Genomic DNA, 20,008 nt, shown 5'->3' on the forward strand with positions numbered 1-20,008 from the left:
CCGGGATGGCCTTGTCACACCACCAGATTCACCAACCGTCCGGGCACCACGATCACCTTCTTCGGGGTGGCACCGGACAGGAACGCCTGCACCTTCTCGTCGGCCAGGGCGGCGGCCTTGATCGCCTCGTCGTTCGCGTCGGTGGGCACCGTGACCAGCCCGCGCTTCTTGCCGTTGACCTGTACCGGGTAGTCGACGGTGTCGGTCACCAGGTAGGCCGGGTCGGCCACCGGGAACGGTCCGTGTGCCAACGAGGAGTCGTGGCCGAGTCGACGCCACAGTTCCTCCGCCAGGTGCGGCGCCAGCGGTGCGAGCATCAGCGCCAGCGGCTCCACGGCCGCGCGCGGAACCCCGTCGCGGTGCTCCTTGGTGAGGTGGTTGGTGTACTCGATCAGCTTGGCGGCTGCGGTGTTGTTGCGCAGCGCCGCATAGTCTTCCGACACTCCGACGATGGTGCGGTGCAGCAGCCGCAGTGTCTCGGTGTCGGGCTCGCCGTCGAGCACCCGAGTCTCGCCGGTTTCCTCGTCGACGACCAGCCGCCATACCCGCTGCAGAAAACGATGTGCGCCGACCACGTCCTTGGTGGCCCACGGCCGCGACATCTCCAACGGGCCCATCGACATCTCGTAAACCCGCAGGGTGTCGGCGCCGTAGCTGTCGCAGATCTCGTCGGGCGACACCGAATTCTTCAGGCTCTTACCCATTTTGCCGTATTCGGCGAAGATTTCCGTGTCGCCGTCCGCGCCCGGGAGGTAGAACTTTCCGTCGCGTTCCACGACATCGGCGGCCGGCACGTAAGACCCCCGGGAGTCGGTGTAGGCGGCGGCCTGGATGTAGCCCTGGTTGACCAGGCGACGGTAGGGCTCGCGCGAGCTGACGTGCCCCAGGTCGTAGAGCACCTTGTGCCAGAAGCGGCAGTACAGCAGGTGCAGCACCGCGTGCTCGACGCCACCGACGTAGACGTCCACGCCGCCCGGATCGTCGGGTCCGTGCTCGGCCGGCCGTGGACCCATCCAATACGCCTCGTTCTCGGGGGCGCAGAACTGTTCGGCGTTGTGCGGGTCGGCGTAGCGCAACTCGTACCAGGAGCTACCGGCCCACTGCGGCATGACATTGGTGTCGCGGGTGTAGGACTGTAGGCCGTCGCCGAGGTCCAGGTCGACATGCACCCAGTCGGTCGCCTTGGCCAACGGCGGCGAGGGTTCACTGTCCGCGTCGTCGGGGTCGAACAGCACCGGCGAGTAGTCCCCGACGTCGGGCAGCTCGACCGGCAGCGCCGCGGAGTCCAGGGCGTGCGGGCGCCCGTCGCTGTCGTAGACGATCGGGAACGGCTCGCCCCAGTACCGCTGCCGGGCGAAAAGCCAGTCCCGCAACTTGTATTCGATGCGCGCCCAGCCGCGGCCCTGCGCCTCCAGCCGCTGCGTCATGGCCTTCTTGGCGTCGGAGACGGTCATGCCGTCCAGCGGGCCGGAATTGACCAGCGTGCCGTCGCCTGCGTAGGCGGCTTCCGAAATATCACCGCCGGCAATGACTTCCACCACCGGCAAGCCGAACTCGGCGGCGAACTCCCAGTCTCGCTGATCGTGTCCGGGAACCGCCATGATGGCGCCGGTGCCGTAACCGGCCAGCACATAGTCGGCGATGAAGATCGGCACCCGTTGCCCGTTGGCCGGGTTGGTGGCGTAACTACCCAGGAACACACCGGTTTTGGTCTTGTTCTCTTGGCGCTCCAGGTCGGATTTCGCCCCGATCGCCTTGCGGTAGTCGGCGACGGCCGCCGCCGGGGTGGCGGCTCCGAAGGTCCAGCGCCCGTCCACCCCGTCCGGCCACTCGGCGGCGGTCAGCCCGTCGACCAGCTCATGCTCGGGTGCCAGCACCAGGTAGCTGGCGCCGAAGAGCGTGTCCGGGCGGGTGGTGAACACCTCGATGTCCACCGTGGAACCGTCGGTGGTGGCCGCGCCGAACAACGCCGCCGCGCCGGTGGAGCGTCCGATCCAGTTGCGCTGCATGGTCTTGACCTTCTCCGGCCAGTCCAGCAGGTCGAGGTCGTCGAGCAGTCGGTCGGAGTACGCCGTGATCCGCATCATCCACTGCCGCAACCGCTTCCGGAACACCGGGAAATTGCCGCGGTCGCTTCGCCCATCAGCGGTGACCTCTTCGTTGGCCAATACGGTGCCCAGCCCCGGACACCAGTTGACCATCGAGTCGGAGCGGTAGACCAGCCGGTGGCCGTCGATGACGTCGGCGCGCTCACCGGCCGACAGTTGCGCCCAGTCCCGGCCGTCGTCCAGAGTGCGTGCGCGCGCGTCGAATTCGGCGATCAGCTCGCCGATCGGGCGGGCCTTGTTCGCGCTCGTGTCGAACCAGGCGTTGTAGATCTGCAGGAAGATCCATTGCGTCCACTTGTAGAAGTCGACGTCGGTGGTGGAGAAGCTGCGCCGGCTGTCGTGACCGAGTCCGAGGCGCCGCAGTTGCCGGCGGAAGTTCTCGATGTTGGCCTCGGTGCGGATGCGCGGGTGGGTGCCGGTCTGCACGGCGTATTGCTCGGCGGGCAGGCCGAACGCGTCGAAGCCCAGGGCGTGCAGCACGTTGTGGCCGGTCATCCGGAAGTAGCGGGCATAGACGTCGGTGGCGATGTAGCCCAGCGGGTGCCCGACGTGCAGGCCGTCACCGGACGGGTAGGGGAACATGTCCTGGACGAACATCTTGTCGGCGGGCACCGCCGAACCGTCCGTCGGTGCGAGCGAGCCGACCGGGTTGGCGACGTTGAAGGTCCCCGCCTGCTCCCAGTGCTGCTGCCAGGTGTCTTCGATACGCCCGGCCAGCGTCGCGTTGTAGCGGTGCCGGGGTGCCTGGTCGCTGGATCCCTGGGTGGTCGGGGCTTCGTTCACCTCAACAGGGTAAGGGGCGGCGTTTCCCGGTCTGATCGCCACAGCTTGGTATCGGTTGGATTGCGACCCGGTGAGGGCTTCGTTCCAGGTCGGTTGCAGCCCTGGCGACGCTGCCGGCACCTGGCTACCGTCATTTCACGGCCAGGGCATCGCTGCCCGGCCCGCCCCGGAAGGACCCTGGAGATGACGAACACCGCGCCCCGTTGGCGACTCCTTTTCGGCTGCGCCGCAGTCATGGCGGCCGGCCTGGCAGGTATTCCCGCCGTGGCGGCTGATCCGCTGGTCCCGGTGCAGCCGAACCCCTATGCCCCACCCGCCCAGGCGGCGGGGGCGCCGGTGACCGGGCCACTGGCGGCAGCGCCGCGCCCGGCGGCTCCGGCGCCCGCGGTCCCAGCTCCCGCGGGCGTACCGGCCGCTCCGGGTGCCGTAGCGCCGCCCGCGCCGCCGAGCGGTCTGGTGCCGGCGACCTCAGGCACCCTGCGCGACTACTTCGCCGCCAAGAAGGTGCAGTTGGAACCGCAACAGCCCGCCGGATTCGACGCGTTCAACATCACCTTGCCGATGCCGGCGGGGTGGTCCCACGTTCCCGACCCGAACGTCCCCGACGCGTTCGCCGTGATCGCCGACCGGCGCAGTGGGTCGCTCTACACCCCCAACGCCCAAGTGGTGGTCTACCGGCTGGTTGGGCAGTTCGACCCGAAAGAAGCGATCACGCACGGGTTCGTCGACAGCCAGTCGCTGCTGGCCTGGCAGACCACCAACGCCTCCCTGGACGACTTCAACGGATTCCCGTCCTCGATCATCGAGGGGACCTATCGCGATGCCGACATGACGCTGAACACGTCGCGGCGCCACGTGATCGTGCCGACGGAGGACGCGGCCTACCTGGTGTCGCTGACCGTGACCACCGGGGCAGGTCGCGCGATCGGTGCCGCCCCGGCGACCGACGGGATCATCAACGGCTTCCGCGTCGAGCGCCCCGGTACGAACCCGCCGCCCCCCGCCCCGAGCGGTCCGGTGCAGTCGGGCACGGTGCGGCACCAGGTGGGGACCGCCCCGCCGCCGCTCGACGCCCCCCACCCTCCGGTGGAGTCGGGCGTCATCCGGCACCAGGTGGGCACCACGGGCTGACCGCCCGGCTCGTATTGTGGACCCATGCTGATCATGGGTGTGTTGTGCCTGGTTGCGGCGGCGGTGTCGCTGGTGTTCGGGGTTCGGACGCTGGTGCGCCCGCTCACCGGTGACCCCGAGCAGCTGGTGCTGCGGGCTGTCGCGCCCGCCCAGGTAGCCGTCGGGGTGATCCTGGGGGCGGGCGGTGCACTGGTGCTGGCCGGCCCGTCGTCGATGGCACTGCTGGCGCTGATCATCTCGATCACCGGGGCGCTCGCCACCCTCGCCGCCGGAGCCTGGCAGGGCGCCCGCTACGCGGCACGCCTGTCTGCTCAGGCCGGCGCGGCAGCCGACGCCGGCTGTTGCGGGTCGGGCTGCGGCTGCGGCGACAGCGCGCCCGTCGAGGAGGCGGGTTGTGGAGCGGGCTGTGGCTGCGGCGACGCCGCGCCGACGGAGCCGGCCTCCGGGTGCGGCAGCGGCTGCGGCTGTTCCTGAAGCGTTTCGAGCGGCGCTGGCCGCCGGCTCAGTTGCGGCTGATGTCGATGGGGTGGGTGGCCAACAGCGCGGTGGGCCAGGGCTGGCGTCGCAGGGCACGTCCCCACAGGTCAACTCGCGGCGGCACCATCACGTCCGACGGCAGCGCCGACAGCACGATCCAGTCGTCGCGCTCGATCTCTCCCTCGAGCTGGCCGATGGTCCAGCCGGCATAGCCGGCGAAGATCCGGACTCCCTCCACATGCGGCGCGATGGTCTCCGGGTCGGCGTCGAGGTCGACCATCACCAACCGGCCGTCGATGTGACGGAGCCCGGGCACACCGTGGGGTTCGGCACCGACCCGCAACAGCCCGACGCACAGCGCGGCATCGCGTTTCACCGGGCCGCCGATGAACATGGTTTTGGGTTTGGCGGCCAGCTCGGACCACTGCGGCAGCACGTTGTAGACGGCGGTCTCACTGGGGCGGTTGAGCACCACGCCCAAGGTCCCCCCGTCGTTGTGCTCGACCACGTAGATCACGGTGCGACGGAAGGTGGGTTCGAGCAGATCCGTGTTGGCCAACAGCAGCGTGCCGGCCCGTACCCGATGCGCAGCGGGCGCGACATAGTCCTCGGGGTCTTCGGGTTGGGCCATTTTTCCATCATGGCACCCGACGCCGTCATTCGTGTTGAGCTGTGCCGAACATCGGCCGGCCCGCAATATTTGTAGGCTGGTTTGGGGCCGGCGCCGCGCCGCCGCCCGAGTCTGGAAGAGGTTCTGTGGTGGACAACCGCGCACCGGCATCACTGTGGCGGTCGGCGCGTGGCCTGCCGGAGTTCCGCCGTCTGCTGGAACTGCGGGCCGCCAGTCAATTCGGGGACGGGCTGTTCCAAGCCGGATTGGCCGGGGCGTTGCTGTTCAACCCGGACCGGGCCGCCTCCCCGTGGGCGATCGCGGGCGCTTTCGCCGTACTGTTCCTGCCGTATTCGGTGCTGGGGCCGTTCGCCGGCGCGCTGTTGGACCGGTGGGACCGGCGCCTAGTGCTGGTGGTGGCCAACCTCGCCCGGCTGGTGCTGGTGCTCGGGATCGCGGCGCTGCTGGCGTGCGGCGCCGGTGATCTGCCGGTGCTGTGCGCGGCGCTGATCGCCAACGGGTTCACCCGGTTCATCGCCTCCGGGCTGTCGGCGGCGCTGCCGCATGTGGTGCCGCGCGACCAGGTCGTGACGATGAACGCGTTGGCGATCGCGACCGGTGCGGTGGCGGCCTTCTTAGGCGCCAACTTCATGCTGCTGCCGCGTTGGCTGATCGGTGCCGACGACCGCGGTGCGGCATCGATCATCGCGGCGGTGGCCGTTCCGGTCGCGATCGCGCTGGTGCTCTCGCTGCGCTTCGGTGCCCATGTGCTCGGTCCGGACGACACCAAACGTGCGATCCATGGCTCGGTGCTCTATGCCGTGACGACGGGCTGGATGCACGGCATCCGGACGGTGCGCGACCGGCCCACCGTGGCCGCCACCCTGTCCGGACTGGCCGCGCACCGGATGGCCTTCGGCATCAACACCCTGGTGGTGCTGGTGCTGGTCCGGCATGTCGGCGAGCACACGGTGTCCGGCCTGGGAACCACCGCATTGTTCGTCGCCTCGGCGGGCGCCGGGTCATTTCTGGCCACGGTGCTGACCCCGCCGGCGGTGCATCGCTGGGGCCAATACGCCACCACCAACGGTGCCCTGGCCGCGGCCGCGGTCATCCAACTGGCCGCCGTCGGCCTGTACCTGCCGGTGCTGGTGGTGTGCGGCTTCCTGCTTGGAGTGGCCGGGCAGGTGGTCAAGCTGTGTGCCGACACCGCGATGCAGATCGACGTCGACGACGCCCTGCGCGGGCATGTCTTTGCGGTGCAGGATTCGCTGTTCTGGGTGTCGTTCATCATCGCCGTGGCCGGTGCCGCGGCGCTGATTCCTCCTGACGGACAGGCTCCGTCGCTGATCGTGGCCGGCACCCTGCTGTATCTGGCCGGTTTGGCCGGGCACGCGTTCATCGGGCGGCGCCGCGAACCGGTGGGCCTAAAGTAACGAACATGGCCGAAACTGAACCGATCGTCGCCGATCTGAGTGCCGAAAGCGACGAGCTCGACGCCCTGGTGGCCCCCCTTGCCGACAGCCAGTGGGGTACGCCCACACCGGCGGCCGGCTGGTCGATCGCCCATCAGATCGGCCATCTGTTGTGGACCGACCGGCTCTCGCTGACCGCCATCGTCGACGAGGCGGGTTTCGCTGCCGCACTCACCGACGCGATGAAAGATCCGGCCGGATTCGTCGACGCCGGCGCCGCCGAACTCGCCCAGCTGCCGCCGGCCGAGCTGCTGGCGGACTGGCGGTCGACCCGGGCCAAGTTGCACGAAGCGTTGCTCGGTGTTGCCGACGGGCGCAAGCTGCCGTGGTTCGGCCCGCCGATGAGCGCCGCCTCGATGGCCACCGCCCGGCTGATGGAGACCTGGGCGCACGGTCTGGACGTGGCCGACGCGCTCGGGGTGCGGCGCCGCCCCACGGCGCGGTTGCGGTCGATCGCACATCTGGGGGTGCGGACCCGTGATTTCGCCTTCAGCGTGCACAATCTGACCCCGCCGGCCGAGCCGTTTCACGTGGAACTACACGCTCCCGAGGGCGGGGTATGGGCCTGGGGACCGGTGAATGCCGAGCAACGGGTGACCGGAACCGCCGAGGACTTCTGCTTTTTGGTCACGCAGCGGCGTGCGCTGGCGGACCTGGACGTCACGGCGCACGGCGACGACGCGCAGCGCTGGTTGGAGATCGCCCAAGCCTTCGCGGGGCCTCCCGGCCGGGGGCGCTGAGCGCGCCAGCGCGAAGGCGAGACCCGGCCGCATCAGCACGGCCGGGGGCGCTGAGCGCGCCAGCGCGAAAGCGAGACCCGGCCGCACCAGCACGGCCGGGGGCGCTAGAGGCGCAAACCCCTCCCCCACAAGGAATTTGGCGACGCCGCCACTGCGTGTCGCGTCGTCAGATTCCGCCTCAGCGCGGCGCCGGAAGCGATGAGCGCGCGGCTCAGAACCAGGCCAGGACTCCCCCCATGATCATGTCGAGCGAATTCAGCAACGCCTGGAACATGTCCACGTTGGCGGAGTCGATCATGTGATAGGTCGTGTTTCCGATCACCTCATCGGTCGCACCGGCGATCTCCGCCGGCGTCAGGCCCAGGTACGCGAGGTGGTCGCTGAACATGCCGGCCATCTGCTGGCCGTTATCCCAGTTCGCGAAGCCGTCGCTGGACAGGGAGTAGATGTCTGTCGTGTACAGATCACTCGGGGTCACCAGGTCGATGACCGAGTCGATGTGCATCATCTCGGCGAACTGATAGACCATGTTGATCACATCGTCATGCCACGACTCTGGCACCCATTGCAGCAGCGTCGGCATGAATCCGCTCAAGAATCCGCCGGCTGCGGCACTGTCGCCCACCATCACGAAATGCAGTGCGTCCAAAGGCATGTCGGGATACTGCTGATGAAGTTGTTCTTCAGCCAGCCCCGCCGCGACATCGGCCTGCGAATACCCGAAGATGTACAGCGGGTCTTCGGAGCTGAACTCGCCGGCGCTCCACCGCTGCGCGATCGCGTCAACCAGGATCTGGGTGGCTCCGCTGATGCTCGTGTTCAGGTCGGAGGTCTCCGGCACCTGAAGGAACGTCGCCGTTCCGTCGGGGGCGAAGCCGTTCGGTACCAGGTACAGGTCTTTGCTCAGGTCGAGCCAATCCTGGTTCATCGCCGGGATCATGATCAGGGCCTCTGCGGCCAAGCCGTATTCGAGGATCTGGTGATCGACGTCCGGGACCACGGCAGCGCCGCTCGCCGCTCCGATCACCGTCGGAGCGGCCACCAGCGGTGCCCCCAGGAGGGCGCCCACCCACATCTTCTTCACTGGTGCCTCCCCGGTTGGGCGTCGTAACGGAGGCAGAGCTGTCGCCGCGTCCAGTATTTCTGGCTTCGTCGTTCGCCGACACCCCTAGAGCCTGGGCGGTTGCTGTCGCTTCGCGGCAGTTTCACAGCACGGTGGCGCCATCGGCGGCACCGTCACCATCGGCGTCGGTGAGCTTGATGTCCCACCTCCCATCGCCGTCGGTGTCGACGTAGGCCGAGCCATAGCCGCCCGCACCATTGCCGATCAGCACCCGATCGGCCCGTCCGTCACCGTCGGCGTCCAGCAGCCGGTCGTTGATACGTCCGTCGCCGTCGAAATCCACCAGGGGACCGCCGGTGTGCTCGACACCGTCGAGCCCCATCCAGCGCAGCCCGCCCGATCGATCCGCTGAACCCGCCGCGACGCCGTGTCCCCAGGTGCCAGAGCCGTCGTCGATGAAGGAGGCCTCCGGAATGCCGTCGTCGTCGAGGTCCAGCAGGAGGTGGTCGGCCACCCCGTCCCCGTCGAGATCCACCAGCGCGTCGTCGCGCAGTCCGTCCCCGTCGAAATCGAGGCCGATGGCGTCGGCCAACCCGTCCCCGTCAAGATCCAAGTCGGCAGGGCCGGTCCACATCGTCGCCGCGCCGTCACCGTCGCCCAGGCAGTAGTCCATACCCTGCTCAGACGCGACGCTGCGGCTATCGGTTCCCCTGGGTCTGCCACCACGACAGCAGCTCGGCCGTCGCCTCCTCGCGGGTCAACGGCCCACGCTCCAGGCGCAGCTCCTTGAGATAGCTCCACGCGCGTCCCACCTGCGGACCCGCCGGAATGTCGAGCAGCGCCATGATCTCGTTGCCGTCGAGGTCCGGCCGCACCCGCTGCAGATCTTCCTGCTCGGCCAGGACTGCGATGCGTTCTTCGAGCTGGTCATAGCTGGCCTGCAGGCGCGCCGCGCGCCGCTTGTTGCGGGTGGTGCAGTCGGCCCGGACCAGCTTGTGCAGCCGTCCCAACAGCGGTCCCGCATCGGTGACGTAGCGCCGCACCGCCGAGTCGGTCCACTTGCCGTCGCCGTAGCCGTGGAAGCGCAGGTGCAGGTAGACCAGCTGGGACACGTCGTCGATCATCTGCTTGGAGTAGCGCAGCGCGCGCATCCGTTTCCGGGCCATCTTCGCGCCCACCACCTCGTGGTGGTGGAAACTGACGCCCCCGTCAGTTTCGTGGCGGCGGGTGGCCGGCTTGCCGATGTCGTGCAGCAGCGCCGCCCAGCGCAGGACCAGATCGGGGCCGCCTTCGGGACCAGGGTCCTCCAGGTCGATCGCCTGACGCAGCACCGTCAGCGAGTGCTGGTAGACGTCCTTGTGCTGGTGATGCTCGTCGATCGCCATCCGCATGCCGCCGACTTCGGGCAGCACCACATCACCCATGCCGGTGGCCACCATCAGATCCAGACCGGCCACCGGGTCAGCTCCCACCAGCAGCTTGTCCAATTCGGCGGCCACGCGTTCCGGGGTGATCCGGCCGAGCTCCGACGCCATGTCCTCGATCGCGGCGCGCACCCGCGGCGCCACCGTGAACCCGAGTTGGGAAACGAACCGGGCGGCGCGCAGCATCCGCAGCGGGTCGTCGCCGAAGGAATCCTGCGGTGCCGTCGGCGTGTCCAGCACCCGGTCCCGCAACGCCGCCAGCCCACCGAGCGGGTCGAGGAACTCCCCCGGCCCGGCCGACGTGATGCGGACCGCCATCGCGTTGGCGGTGAAGTCGCGGCGCACCAGATCCGCCTCGAGCGAATCGCCGAAGCGCACTTCGGGATTGCGGGTCACCCGGTCATATTTGTCCGCCCGGAACGTGGTGATCTCCACGCGTTGACCGCCCAGGGTTGCCCCCACGGTGCCGAACTCGATGCCGGTGTCCCACATCGCGTCGGCCCGGCCCCGCAAAATGTGCTGCACCTGCTCGGGGCGCGCGTCGGTGGTGAAGTCCAGATCCGGGCTCGGCCGGCCCAGCAGCGCATCGCGGACCGATCCGCCGACCAGGTAGAGCTCCTGGCCCGCTTCGGCGAACATCGCGCCGAGGCCGCCCAGCAGCTCGGCGTGCCGGTTCAGCGCGACGGCCGCCGTGGTCAGCAGGTCGGCGTCTTGATGGGCTTCAGGCACGTTCGATGAGCTTAGACGGTGGGGCTGGCCGAGGCCCCCTGCACCGGCGCCCGCAACCGAGTGTGCGGTTTCGTAGGTTTTTCGCGGGCCGCGCCCACAATTCCGCACACTCGGCGGACTCAACCCGGCGAAGCCGGGCGACGCGGGGAACCGGCGAGGGAGGCAGGTCGGCCCGCGCGTGCCAGCTACTATCACATGGGTGTCGGCCGACGGCGGAGAAGCCAATTCGGGACGGCGCCGCAGGCGGCGTCGTGGTCGACGCACGTCTGGCCCGAAAATCAACCACACCGAAACTCCTGCCACCGAGGGCTCCCCGAGCGCGAACGCGACCCCCGGGCGTGTCGCCCAGCGCCGGCCGCGCACCGCGCGACACGGACCGGAACGCTTGCGCACCGTGCACGAGACCTCCGCGGGCGGGCTTGTCGTCGACGGCATCGACGGCCCGCGGGAAGAACAGGTCGCGGCGCTCATCGGCCGCGTCGACCGGCGAGGCAGGATGCTGTGGTCGCTGCCCAAGGGACATATCGAGGTCGGTGAGACCGCCGAACAGACCGCGATCCGCGAGGTCGCCGAAGAGACCGGCGTGCGGGGCAGCGTGCTGGCCGCGCTGGGCAGCATCGACTACTGGTTCGTCACCGACGGCCGCCGGGTGCACAAGACCGTGCACCACTACCTGATGCGGTTCGCCAGCGGAGAGCTGTGCGACGACGACATGGAGGTCGCCGAAGTGGCGTGGGTGCCGATCCGGGAGCTGCCGTCCCGGTTGGCTTACGCCGACGAACGACGGTTGGCGCTGGTCGCCGACGAATTGATCGACCGACTGCAGGCCGACGGTCCGGCAGCCCTGCCGCCCCTGCCGGTGACCGCACCCTGGCGACGCCCGCAGACGCATTCCCGCGCCCGCCGTACTCGCGCAGGCGAGAACTCGCCGGACCCGAAGAACGGTCGCAGGCTGGACCCGTGACCCGCACGCGACGAAGCGGTGGGGGTCCCTTGCCGAGGCGGTTGGCGGCCCTCCCGATGGTGGTGGCCGCCCTCTTGATGACCCTCGGCACGGCGCTCGGTGGCGCCGCCCCGCACGTCGCCGCCGGCGAACCCGACGTGGCGCCGTTCGTCCAGATCCGCATCGACCGCGTCACCCCGGAGGTCGTCACCACTTCCAGCGTCCCGCTGGTCACCGTCGCCGGCACGGTGAGCAACGTCGGCGACCGACCGGTCCGCGATGTGATGGTGCGCCTCGAGCAGGCCGGCGCCGTCGCCTCCTCCGCGGGCCTGCGCACCAACCTCAGCGGAGCCAACGACCAGTACCGCGCGGTGGGCGCCTTCAGCACGGTGGCCGCCGAACTACAGCGCGGTCAGGAAGCCCGCTTCACGCTGACCGCGCCGCTGCGCTCGGCGAGCGAGCCGGCCTTGAACGTCGACCGCCCCGGCATCTATCCGGTGCTGGTCAACGTCAACGGCACACCCGACTACGGCGAGCCGACCCGTCTCGACGACGCCCGCTTCCTGCTCCCGGTGACCGGCCTGCCCAAACCCGACCCGGACTCCGAGCTGCCCGCCGGCGCCGTCGCACCCGACATCTCCCAGCCGGTGCGGCTCACCATGTTCTGGCCGCTGGCCGACCGGCCCCGGCTGACACCCGGAGCGCCCGGCGGCACCCTGCCGGTTCGGCTCACCGACGACGACCTGGCGACATCACTGGCTCCGGGCGGGCGCCTCGACGCCCTGCTGTCCGCCGCCGAATTCGCCACCAGCCCCGCGGTGGACGCCAACGGAGTGGTCAACCGGGCGCTATGCCTGGCCATCGACCCCGACCTGGTGGTCACGGTCAACGCGATGACCAACGGCTACGTGGTCGCCGACTCCCCCGACAGCGCTACCTCGCACCCGGGCACCGGCCGGGACGCCGCCCGGACCTGGCTGGAACGGCTGCGGCGGTTGGCGCACCACACCTGTGTCACGGCAACCCCGTACGCGCAGGCCGACCTGGACGCGCTGGCGCGGGTGGGCGACGCGCGGCTCAACGAGATCGCCGTGCACAAGCCCGCCGACATCATCGACCGCATCCTCGAGGTGACCTCGACCCGTGGCGCGGTCCTGCTCGGCGACGGCCGGCTCACGACCGGCGCCGCGGACCTGATCAGTGCGCAGGGCTCAGAGGGCACAGCGGTGGTGATCAACGCCGGCGACTGTGCGGCCCAGGACTCGGTGGCGGGCGCCTCTGCCACCGCCGACGTCACCCCGCGGCGACTGTCCCCGCACCTGGTGTCGGTGCCCTACGACCCCGCCGTCGGCGCCGCGCTGGCCGCGATGGGCACCGACCCGTTCGCACCCAGCTACCAGGACACCTCGCTGGCCGTCCGGCTTCGCCACGACTCCGCGCTGGCCCGTCGCCAGGACGCCCTGGGCTCCATGCTGTGGCGCGGACTGGAATCCCCGGACAGCCCCGGCGCGCCACGCGACGAGATTCTGATGCCGCCGGCGTACTGGAAGCCCCGGGCCGACGACGCCCAGGCGGTGCTGACCACCTTGGCCACCGCACTGCGCTCCGGGCTGGCCGTGGCCCGGCCGCTGACCACGGTGCTCGCCGAATCGCGTGACGTCACAGCCCAACCCGAGCACCCGCTGCCGGCCCAGCAGCCGGCGGGCGGTTTCAGCCCGGACGTGCTCGGCGCAGTAGCCAACGACATCGGCCGGCTGACCGCCTTGACCTCGGCGTTGACCACCGACGCCCGCACCGGCCTGACCGGTGAGGCGTACACGGCGCCGCTCGCCGAGGGCATGCTGCGCGCGCTGACCCAGTCCGAGCCGGTCGATGTCCGCAACGGCCTGGCGGCGCAGCGGCTGGCGATCATCGGCAACACCGTCACCGACCTGATCGGCGCGGTCACCATCGTCAACCCCGCCGACTCCTACACCCTGGCCACCGAGCACAGCCCCCTGCCGCTTGCGCTGCGCAATGACCTGGCGGTGCCGATCCGGGTGCGGCTGCACGTCGATGCCCCACCCGGAATGACGGTGACCGACGTCGGGGAACTGGAGCTGCCGCCGGGGTATCTGCCGCTGCGGGTCCCGGTCGAGGTGCGCGTCAACCAGCACTTCGTCGTCGACGCAGCGCTGCAAACCCCCGACGGTCTGCCGCTGGGCGAGTCCGTGCGGCTCTCGGTGCATTCCAACGCCTACGGCATGGTGCTGTTCCTGATCACCATGACCGCCGCGGCGGCGCTGACGGTGCTGACCGGGCGCCGGCTCTGGCACCGCTTCCGCGGTCAGCCCGACCGCGCCGACCTGCCCGCGCCCCCAGCCGGCCCGGGCGGTGACCGGTGAGCCCGCCGGCCCAGCAACCCGCGCGCCCCGAGCTGACCGACGCCGCGGTGGTGTCGCGCTCCTGGGGGATGGCGTTAGCGACCCTGGTCAGCCGGATCACCGGGTTCATCCGGGTGGTGCTGCTGGCGGCCATCCTGGGCGCCGCGCTGTCCAGCGCCTTCTCGGTGGCCAACCAGTTGCCGAATCAGATCGCCGCTCTGGTGCTGGAGGCGACGTTCACCGCGATCTTCGTGCCGGTGCTGGCCCGCGCCGAGCGCGACGACGCCGACGGCGGCGCGGCATTCGTGCGTCGGCTTGTGACGCTGGCCACCGCGCTGCTGCTGGCCACCACCGTGATCTCGGTGGCGGCGGCGCCGCTGCTGGTGCGGTTGATGCTGGGCGGCGACCCACAGGTCAACGAGCCGCTGACCATCGCGTTCGCCTATCTGCTGCTGCCGCAGGTGATCTGCTACGGGTTGTCCTCGGTGTTCATGGCGATCTTGAACACCCGCAACATCTTCGGGGCACCGGCTTGGGCGCCGGTGGTCAACAACGTCGTCGCGATCGCCACCCTGGTGGCCTACCTGCTGGTGCCGGGGGAACTGTCGGTCGACCCGGTGCGGATGGGCAACGCCAAGCTGCTGGTGCTCGGCCTGGGCACCACGGCGGGCGTCGTCGCCCAGACCGCCGTTCTGCTGGTGGCGATCCGGCGGCAGCGGATCAGCCTGCGCCCACTGTGGGGAATCGACGACCGGCTCAAGCGTTTCGGCACCATGGCCTCGGCGATGGTGCTCTACGTGCTGATCAGCCAGATCGGCCTGGTGGTGACCAACCAGATCGCCAGCACCGCTGCCGCGTCCGGCCCGGCGATCTACTACTACACCTGGCTGTTGCTGCAGCTGCCGTTCGGCATGATCGGCGTGACGGTGCTGACCGTGGTGATGCCCCGGTTGAGCCGCAACGCCGCCGCCGGCGACGACCCCGCGGTGCTGGCCGACCTGTCCCTGGCCACCCGGCTGATGATGATCACCCTCATTCCGATCGTGGCGCTGATGACCGTCGGCGGCCCGGCGATCGGCAGCGCGCTGTTCGCCTACGGCAACTTCGGCAACGTCGACGCGGGATATCTGGGCGCCGCAGTCGCCATGTCGGCCTTCACGCTCATCCCCTACGCCATGGTGCTGCTGCAGCTGCGAGTGTTCTACGCCCGGGAACAGCCGTGGACTCCCATCGCCATCATCGTGGTGATCACCGCGGTGAAAATCGTCGCGTCGGTGGCAGCCCCGCACCTGACCGACAATCCGGATCTGGTGGCCGCCTACCTCGGCCTGGCCAACGGCCTGGGCTTTCTCGCCGGGGCAATCGTGGGGCACCTGCTGCTGCGGCGCTCCTTGCGCCCGGTGAGTGGAGATCTGTTGGGGCCGGACGTGATCCGCACCGTTCTGGTCACACTGACGGCGTCGCTGCTGGCCGGACTGGTCGCCGAGGTGCTGGATCGCGCCCTGGGCCTGCGGACACTGACCGACCACGGGGCAGCGGGATCGATGCTGCGCCTGCTGGTGATGACGGTGGTGATGCTGCCGATCATCGGCGCGGTCATGGTGCGCGCCGAGGTGCCCGAGGCCGTCGCCGCCCTGGCCGCGGTGCGCCGCAGAATCGGCAGGGGCCGGCCCCAGTCCGGCATGCCGAACCCGCCTTCTCCCGATCTCGCCGTCCCGTACGCTGAGCACAACCGTTTGCCCACAGCCGGCGGGGACGTGCCGAACGATCCCGCCGCGCACACGCCGCCGGAGCACATCGCCGGTGGCTGGACACCGAAAGGCTCGGAGGTGGCCAACACTCCTTCCGAAGGCGCCGGGTCTCGGGCCGCGTCGCGGACCGTTGCTCCGCAGCAGCCTCAGCGGGCCGCCGAGGCCCCCGAGTCAGCCAGCAACGACAGCTTGCTGACACCGGGCCTGAGCATCGCCGGCGGCCGCTACCGGCTGCTGGTACGCCACGGCGGCACCCCGGTGCTGCAGTTCTGGCAGGCGCTGGACACCGCGCTGGACCGCCAGGTGGCCCTGACGTTCGTCGACCCGAATCAGACCATGCCCGACGACCAGCTCACCGGCATCCTGTCGCGCACCCAGCGGCTCAGCCAGATCGACCTGCCCGGTATCGCCCGCGTACTCGACGTGGTGCGCATCGGGGCGGGCGGGCTGGTGGTCTCCGAATGGGTGCGCGGCGCCTCCCTGCAGGAGGTGGCCGGCACGTCGCCGTCACCGATCGGCGCCGCCCGTGCGATCCGGTCGCTGGCCAGCGCCGCCGAGTCCGCGCACCACAGCGGCGTGGCACTGTCGATCGACCACCCGGCCCGGGTCCGGGTCAGCATCGACGGCGACGTCACCTTGGCCTTCCCCGCCACGCTGCCCGACACCAAGCCCGAGGACGACATCCGCGGGATCGGCGCCACCCTGTACGCGCTGCTGGTCAACCGGTGGCCGCTGCCCGATGCCGGGGCCGACGTGGGGCTGGAACCCGCGGACCGGGACGAGACCGGCAACCCGGTCAAACCCGACTCGATCAACCCCGACATCCCGTTCCAGATCGCGGCAGCGGCCAGCCACGCGATCCAGCCCGACGGCGGGATCCGCGGCGCATCCACGCTGTCGAACCTGCTGCAGCAGGCCACCGCCCTGCACGAGCAGACCGAGTTGTTGGGCACGGTCGGCGACGAGCCGCCCGCGCCGCGTCCGGCACCGGTACCACCAGACGCCGAGACGCGGGCCGAGCGGCGCCGCCGGGTGCTGATCGGCCTGGGCATCGGCGGGGCGGTCATCCTGGTCGCGCTGCTGGTGTTGGCCTCGGTGCTCAACCGGATCTTCGGCGACGTCAACGGGTTGGACAAGACCGAACTGGGCTTGAGCAGTCCCTCGGCGTCGTCGCAGCCGGGCGCGTCCGGCCCCAGCGGCATCGTGAAGCCGGTGCAGGTGACGGTCTTCTCCCCCGGCGGCGAGGCGGACCGGCCCCAGGACGCCGGTCTGGCGATCGACGGAAACCCGGCCACCGCCTGGTCGACAGACACCTACTCGGATTCCGTGCCGTTCCCGAATTTCAAGAACGGCGTCGGGCTGATGCTGCAGCTGCCCAAGCCCACGGTGATCGGCACCGTCACACTCAACGTGTCCAGCACCGGCACCCGAGTGGAGCTGCGCTCCGCGCCCACCCCGAAGCCCTCCCGGCTCGAAGACACCACCCTGCTGGCCCCGGCAAAGGCGCTGCAGCCCGGTTCCAACAAGATCACCGCCGACTCGGCGTCCCCGACGTCGAACCTGCTGGTGTGGATCTCCACCATGGGCAACACCGGGGGCGAGAGCCGCACCCAGATCTCCGAGATCACCGTGCAGGGGGCTTCCTAACCGGGCTGTGCACAAGTCCTTTGGGTGAAGTGCCGGCGACGACGACGCTGGTTACTGTCCGCCCATGGGGCACCCGGATCGCAGTGACGCCGAGCTGTTGGCCGCGCATGTCGCCGGTGACCGCTACGCCTTCGGCGAGCTCTATGGCCGCCACCACCGCCGGCTGCGGCGGTTGGCCCGGCTCACCACCGGATGCCCGGAAGAGGCCGAGGACGCCCTGCAGGAGGCGATGTTGTCGGCGCATCGGGCGGCGGGCTCGTTTCGCCACAACGCCGCCGTCAGCAGCTGGCTGCACCGGATCGTGATCAACGCCTGCTTGGACCGCTTGCGCCGCAACAGGGTTCCTTCCACCGAGCTGCTCGTCACCCACGCCGTCGTTGGTGATCGCACCGCTGAGGTAGAGACCGCGCTGGAAGTGCACGCGGCATTGCGCCGGTTGCCCGCCGACCAGCGTGCCGCGGTGGTCGCCGTCGACATGCAGGGCTACTCGGTGGCTGATGCCGCCCACGCGTTCGGCGTGGCACCGGGCACCGTCAAGAGTCGCTGCGCCCGGGGCCGCGCCCGGCTGGCCGTCCTGCTCGGGCGATCCCACCACCCCGGGCCCGGCGCTGCGGTCTCGCCGGCCCGCGGCCGGATAGCCTTGGCGCCTGAGGGCGGGTTACCAGAGCGAGCGGAAGCGGCGGCATGCCAATCGATGCGGGCGACGAACAGTCCCGGGCCCAGTCCGGGCCACCAGCGCACTCCAGCCGGCCCCTCCCCTCGCTCAGCCGGATCGCCGCCTGGGCCGGTGGTGCGGCCGCGGTGATCGCGATCGGGGTCGGCACCGCCGCGTTGATCCGGTTCCCCGGCGACACTCCCAGCGGCCCCCGCTCCCTGGACGCCATAACGGTGGCGTCCGCGCCCACGGCGGTGCTGCCACTGTCCGAACCGGAGATTCTCGAGCTACTGGACCGGCGCCCCGAGTACGGCCCGCTGGCCGACCCGGCACGCCGGGCCGGCTGCCTGGCCGGGCTGGGCTACCCGGCCTCGACGCACGTCCTGGGGGCCCGTGAGGTCACCGTCAACGGTCACTCCGGCGTCGTGCTGCTGCTGCCGGGCACGCCAGAGGGCACGATCATCGCTTTGGCGGTGGCTCCGCACTGCAGTTCCGCGGACACCGGACTGCTGGCCGACACGACCGTCCGGCGCCCCTAGACCCGTCCGTCGAGGTTCGGGGAACAATCGCCGCCTACGCTGACGTTGCTAGCCCCAGTGACCAAGATCCCGAGCGGATCCGAAAAGAAATGGCCCTCGATGTCTGAGACACCATCCACCCACGATGTGATCATCATCGGCTCCGGCCCGGCCGGGTACACCGCCGCCATCTACGCCGCCCGGGCACAACTGGCCCCGCTGGTGTTCGAGGGAACCGCGTTCGGCGGCGCGCTGATGACCACCACCGAGGTGGAGAACTTCCCCGGCTTCCGCAACGGCATCATGGGCCCGGAGCTGATGGATGAGATGCGCGAGCAGGCGTTGCGCTTCGGTGCTGACCTGCGCATGGAGGACATCGAATCGGTGGAGCTGGACGGGCCGGTCAAGACCGTCGTCACCGCCGACGGCGAGACGCACCGGGCCCGGGCGGTCATCTTGGCCATGGGCGCCGCGGCCCGCTACCTGAACATCCCCGGTGAGCAGGAACTGCTCGGCCGCGGGGTGAGCTCATGTGCCACCTGCGACGGGTTCTTCTTCCGTGACCAGGACATCGCGGTGATCGGCGGCGGCGACTCCGCCATGGAGGAGGCCACCTCCTTGACCCGCTTCGCCCGCAGCGTGACCCTGGTGCACCGCCGCGAAGAGTTCCGCGCCTCGAAGATCATGTTGAAGCGGGCCCGCGAGAACGACAAGATCCGGTTCCTCACCAATAGCGTGCCGGTGGCGGTGGAGGGCGAGGCGACGGTGACCGGGCTGCGGGTGCGTGACACCAAGACCGACGCGGAAACCACCCTGCCGGTGACCGGCGTGTTCGTCGCGATCGGCCACGACCCGCGCTCGGCGCTGGTGCGCGGAGCCGTCGACCTGGACCCGGACGGCTACGTGTTGGTCGAGCAGCCGAGCTCCCGCACCTCGTTGGAGGGGGTATTCGCGGCCGGCGACCTGGTGGACCGCACCTACCGGCAGGCGATCACCGCCGCCGGGACCGGCTGCGCGGCCGCCATCGACGCCGAACGCTGGCTGGCAGAATCCGAAGATGCGGCCGACACCGCCGACGTCCACGACACCGGTACCGAAACCTTGATGGGAGCACCCCGATGACCGACCACGCCACGGTGACCGTCTCCGACGCCACCTTCGCCGCCGACGTCCTGGCCAGCAGCAAGCCCGTGCTGGTGGACTTCTGGGCGACCTGGTGCGGCCCCTGCAAGATGGTGGCCCCGGTGCTCGAGGAGATCGCCGCCGAGCAGGCTGACCAGCTCACCGTCGCCAAGCTCGACGTGGACGCCAACCCGGACACCGCGCGGGACTTCAACGTGGTCTCCATCCCCACCCTGATCCTGTTCAAGGACGGTCAGCCGGTGAAGCGGATCGTCGGCGCCAAGGGCAAAGCGGCCCTGCTGCGCGAGCTCGCCGACGCCACCTAGCGGTTCCGGGCACTGCCTGGCGGGCTTGTGAGTCTCGGCTCTCAGGGCCCGTTTGTGGCCTCGCCGTTTTCGAAAATTGGCCGAGGATCTGAGACAATTCTGGCTAATCTGCTGGCAACCACCAGCTACGGCTCCACTGCCAA

General features: G+C 70.0%; 15 protein-coding genes and 1 pseudogene. 11 read left to right on the forward strand and 5 right to left on the reverse strand.

Annotated elements, in window-relative coordinates; all coding sequences use genetic code 11:
- Positions 1–14: 14 nt before the first annotated feature.
- Positions 15–2,891, reverse strand: a complete 2,877-nt coding sequence (leuS, locus tag K3U94_RS23280) for a leucine--tRNA ligase (protein WP_220695190.1) — start codon at positions 2,889–2,891, stop codon at positions 15–17.
- 183 nt (positions 2,892–3,074) lie between these two features.
- On the opposite strand from leuS, the gene K3U94_RS23285 reads away from it, so the two are divergent.
- Together K3U94_RS23285 and K3U94_RS23290 are read left to right on the forward strand one after the other, a co-directional pair.
- Complete coding sequence (locus K3U94_RS23285) at positions 3,075–4,022, forward strand: LpqN/LpqT family lipoprotein (RefSeq protein WP_220695191.1); 948 nt, start codon at positions 3,075–3,077, stop codon at positions 4,020–4,022.
- 24 nt (positions 4,023–4,046) lie between these two features.
- Positions 4,047–4,496 (forward strand): hypothetical protein, encoded by a 450-nt coding sequence (locus K3U94_RS23290; RefSeq protein ID WP_220695192.1) that lies wholly within the window; start codon positions 4,047–4,049, stop codon positions 4,494–4,496.
- 28 nt (positions 4,497–4,524) lie between these two features.
- On the opposite strand, the gene K3U94_RS23295 is transcribed toward K3U94_RS23290, so the two are convergent.
- Positions 4,525–5,130 (reverse strand): YqgE/AlgH family protein, encoded by a 606-nt coding sequence (locus tag K3U94_RS23295; RefSeq protein WP_046285198.1) that lies wholly within the window; start codon positions 5,128–5,130, stop codon positions 4,525–4,527.
- 125 nt (positions 5,131–5,255) lie between these two features.
- Between K3U94_RS23295 and K3U94_RS23300 the strand changes: the two genes are divergently transcribed.
- Together K3U94_RS23300 and K3U94_RS23305 are read left to right on the forward strand one after the other, a co-directional pair.
- A complete protein-coding gene (locus K3U94_RS23300; RefSeq protein WP_230987316.1) occupies positions 5,256–6,545 on the forward strand; it encodes an MFS transporter in 1,290 nt (429 codons plus the stop codon).
- A gap of 5 nt (positions 6,546–6,550) precedes the next feature.
- Positions 6,551–7,324 carry a TIGR03084 family metal-binding protein gene (locus K3U94_RS23305; protein ID WP_220695194.1) on the forward strand — a complete coding sequence of 258 codons (774 nt, stop codon included), beginning with the start codon at positions 6,551–6,553 and terminating at the stop codon, positions 7,322–7,324.
- A 211-nt stretch (positions 7,325–7,535) separates the two neighbouring features.
- On the opposite strand, the gene K3U94_RS23310 is transcribed toward K3U94_RS23305, so the two are convergent.
- The 3 genes from K3U94_RS23310 to K3U94_RS23320 form a co-directional block, all read right to left on the reverse strand.
- A complete protein-coding gene (locus K3U94_RS23310; protein WP_220696930.1) occupies positions 7,536–8,399 on the reverse strand; it encodes a PE-PPE domain-containing protein in 864 nt (287 codons plus the stop codon).
- 130 nt (positions 8,400–8,529) lie between these two features.
- Positions 8,530–9,060, reverse strand: coding sequence for a pullulanase (locus tag K3U94_RS23315; RefSeq protein WP_220695195.1), 531 nt, complete (start codon positions 9,058–9,060; stop codon positions 8,530–8,532).
- Positions 9,061–9,085: 25 nt separating this feature from the next.
- Positions 9,086–10,540, reverse strand: a complete 1,455-nt coding sequence (locus tag K3U94_RS23320; protein WP_220695196.1) for a CCA tRNA nucleotidyltransferase — start codon at positions 10,538–10,540, stop codon at positions 9,086–9,088.
- 199 nt (positions 10,541–10,739) lie between these two features.
- Here K3U94_RS23320 and K3U94_RS23325 point away from each other — a divergent pair, with 199 nt between their 5' ends.
- The 7 genes and pseudogenes from K3U94_RS23325 to trxA all read left to right on the forward strand — a co-directional run bounded on the left by K3U94_RS23325 (position 10,740) and on the right by trxA (position 19,865).
- Positions 10,740–11,504, forward strand: a complete 765-nt coding sequence (locus K3U94_RS23325; protein WP_220695197.1) for an NUDIX hydrolase — start codon at positions 10,740–10,742, stop codon at positions 11,502–11,504.
- Positions 11,505–11,560: 56 nt separating this feature from the next.
- Positions 11,561–13,867: a hypothetical protein gene (locus tag K3U94_RS23330; protein ID WP_434084943.1), complete on the forward strand. Its 2,307-nt coding sequence runs from the start codon at positions 11,561–11,563 to the stop codon at positions 13,865–13,867.
- Entirely contained in the window at positions 13,864–17,244 is a 3,381-nt protein-coding gene (gene murJ, locus K3U94_RS23335; protein WP_230987317.1) for a murein biosynthesis integral membrane protein MurJ, read from the forward strand. The genes K3U94_RS23330 and murJ overlap by 4 nt, the downstream gene beginning before the upstream one ends.
- A gap of 64 nt (positions 17,245–17,308) precedes the next feature.
- Positions 17,309–17,869, forward strand: a pseudogene (gene sigM, locus K3U94_RS23340) (RNA polymerase sigma factor SigM); the annotation flags it as partial.
- Between the two features lie 176 nt (positions 17,870–18,045).
- Positions 18,046–18,438 (forward strand): RsmA family anti-sigma factor, encoded by a 393-nt coding sequence (locus K3U94_RS23345; RefSeq protein ID WP_052957031.1) that lies wholly within the window; start codon positions 18,046–18,048, stop codon positions 18,436–18,438.
- A gap of 99 nt (positions 18,439–18,537) precedes the next feature.
- Positions 18,538–19,539: a thioredoxin-disulfide reductase gene (trxB, locus tag K3U94_RS23350; protein WP_220695198.1), complete on the forward strand. Its 1,002-nt coding sequence runs from the start codon at positions 18,538–18,540 to the stop codon at positions 19,537–19,539.
- Positions 19,536–19,865 carry a thioredoxin gene (gene trxA / locus K3U94_RS23355; protein ID WP_047321119.1) on the forward strand — a complete coding sequence of 110 codons (330 nt, stop codon included), beginning with the start codon at positions 19,536–19,538 and terminating at the stop codon, positions 19,863–19,865. Before trxB ends, trxA begins: the two co-directional genes overlap by 4 nt.
- The last annotated feature ends 143 nt before the right edge of the window (positions 19,866–20,008 follow it).

It is taken from the genome of Mycolicibacter heraklionensis (assembly GCF_019645815.1).
Taxonomy (GTDB): Bacteria; Actinomycetota; Actinomycetes; order Mycobacteriales; family Mycobacteriaceae; genus Mycobacterium; species Mycobacterium heraklionense.

Coding starts and splice junctions, on each gene's coding strand:
- K3U94_RS23285 (WP_220695191.1), top strand. CDS start 3,075: ATGACGAACACCGCGCCCCGTTGGCGACTCCTTTTCGGCTGCGCCGCA.
- K3U94_RS23290 (WP_220695192.1), top strand. CDS start 4,047: ATGCTGATCATGGGTGTGTTGTGCCTGGTTGCGGCGGCGGTGTCGCTG.
- K3U94_RS23295 (WP_046285198.1), bottom strand. CDS start 5,130: ATGGCCCAACCCGAAGACCCCGAGGACTATGTCGCGCCCGCTGCGCAT.
- K3U94_RS23305 (WP_220695194.1), top strand. CDS start 6,551: ATGGCCGAAACTGAACCGATCGTCGCCGATCTGAGTGCCGAAAGCGAC.
- K3U94_RS23310 (WP_220696930.1), bottom strand. CDS start 8,399: ATGTGGGTGGGCGCCCTCCTGGGGGCACCGCTGGTGGCCGCTCCGACG.
- K3U94_RS23315 (WP_220695195.1), bottom strand. CDS start 9,060: ATGGACTACTGCCTGGGCGACGGTGACGGCGCGGCGACGATGTGGACC.
- K3U94_RS23330 (WP_434084943.1), top strand. CDS start 11,561: ATGGTGGTGGCCGCCCTCTTGATGACCCTCGGCACGGCGCTCGGTGGC.
- trxB (WP_220695198.1), top strand. CDS start 18,538: ATGTCTGAGACACCATCCACCCACGATGTGATCATCATCGGCTCCGGC.
- trxA (WP_047321119.1), top strand. CDS start 19,536: ATGACCGACCACGCCACGGTGACCGTCTCCGACGCCACCTTCGCCGCC.